Origin of the sequence: Curtobacterium sp. MCBD17_030 (assembly GCF_003224255.1) — a bacterium.
Lineage (GTDB): Bacteria > Actinomycetota > Actinomycetes > Actinomycetales > Microbacteriaceae > Curtobacterium.
This window is the reverse complement of sequence record NZ_QKLI01000044.1, coordinates 1-1,302: the sequence shown is the minus strand read 5'-3', so window position 1 is coordinate 1,302 and position 1,302 is coordinate 1. Positions and strand designations below refer to the sequence as shown.

Here is a 1,302-nt window from a genome sequence, read left to right as displayed (position 1 = left end):
TGTTCCGCCCCGGGTCTGATGGAGGCTCTCAATCCACGGGAGGATGAGAGTCATGGGAGCACCGAGGAAGTACCCGGAGGAGCTTCGGGAGCGAGCGGTCCGACTCGCGGTGGAAGCGCGCCGCGACCCGAACACCAGAGGCGGTGCGCTGCGCCGGATCGGTGAACAGCTCGGGATCAATCCGGAGACACTGCGGAACTGGGTGCAGCAGGCCGAGATCGACGCGGGTGACCGGCCCGGCGTCACGACCGACGACGCGCAGCGGATTGCGGAACTCGAACGCGAGGTTCGGGAGTTGCGGCGGGCGAATCAGATTCTGAAGTCGGCGTCGGCTTTCTTCGCGGCGGAGCTCGACCGCCCCTCCAGCAGATGACGCAGTTCATCGACGCGCATAAGCACGAGTTTGGGGTCGAGCCGATCTGTCGCACGTTGCAGGTCGCCCCGTCGAGCTACTACGCGGTGAAGGTTAGACCACCGTCGGCGCGGTCGATCAGTGACGCTGCCCGCACGGTCGAGGTCGAGCGGGTGCACCGGACCAACTACGGCGTTTACGGCGCCCGGAAGGTACACGCACAGCTACGGCGGGAGGGGCACGTGATTGCCCGCTGCACCGTTGAGCGACTCATGCGGTCCACCGGACTGCACGGCGTGTCCAAGCGGAAGGGGCCGAAGACGACGATTCCGGGCCCGGTCGGGGACCGGCCGGCGGATCTGGTGCAGCGGGCGTTTACCGCGACCGGCCCGGACCAGCTCTGGGTCGCCGACATCACCTACATCCGCACCTTCTCCGGGTGGGTCTACGCCGCGTTCGTCACGGACGTGTTCTCCCGCCGCATCGTCGGCTGGCAGCTATCGAAGAACATGCGCACCGACCTCGTCCTCGACGCCCTCGAGATGGGCATCTGGACCCGGCAACGCGAGAACCGAGATCTGTCACAGCTGATCCATCACAGCGATCGAGGAGTCCAATACCGAGCTATTCGCTACACGGACCGGCTCGCTGAGGCCGGTGCGGTCGCGTCCGTTGGGTCCAAGGGCGACAGCTATGACAATGCCCTCGCGGAGGCGGTGAACTCGATCTTCAAGGCCGAGCTGATCCGCAACAAGGGACCGTGGCGCGGCATCGAGCACCTTGAGATCGCGACGGTCGAGTACATCGACTGGTTCAACCACCGCCGTCTGCACGGTGAACTCGGCATGGTCCCGCCGGTCGAGTTCGAGCAAGGCCATTACCGTCACAACCCCGCTCCGACTACCGTCGAAGCGGCACTACCGAGCCTCTACTGAACCCGGGGCGGAACA

1 protein-coding gene and 1 other annotated feature are annotated in these 1,302 nt (G+C 65.7%); the gene reads left to right on the top strand.

Annotation, left to right across the window (positions count from 1 at the left end; genetic code table 11):
- Nucleotides 1-52: 52 nt before the first annotated feature.
- A protein-coding gene (locus DEI89_RS17225; RefSeq protein WP_258369044.1) for an IS3 family transposase occupies nt 53-1,287 on the top strand; the annotation gives its coding sequence in 2 pieces (ribosomal slippage) (nt 53-332 and nt 332-1,287; 1,236 coding nt in all).
- Nucleotides 331-444 (top strand) — a sequence feature (AL1L pseudoknot). Its footprint overlaps the gene before it by 114 nt.
- Nucleotides 1,288-1,302: the final 15 nt, after the last annotated feature.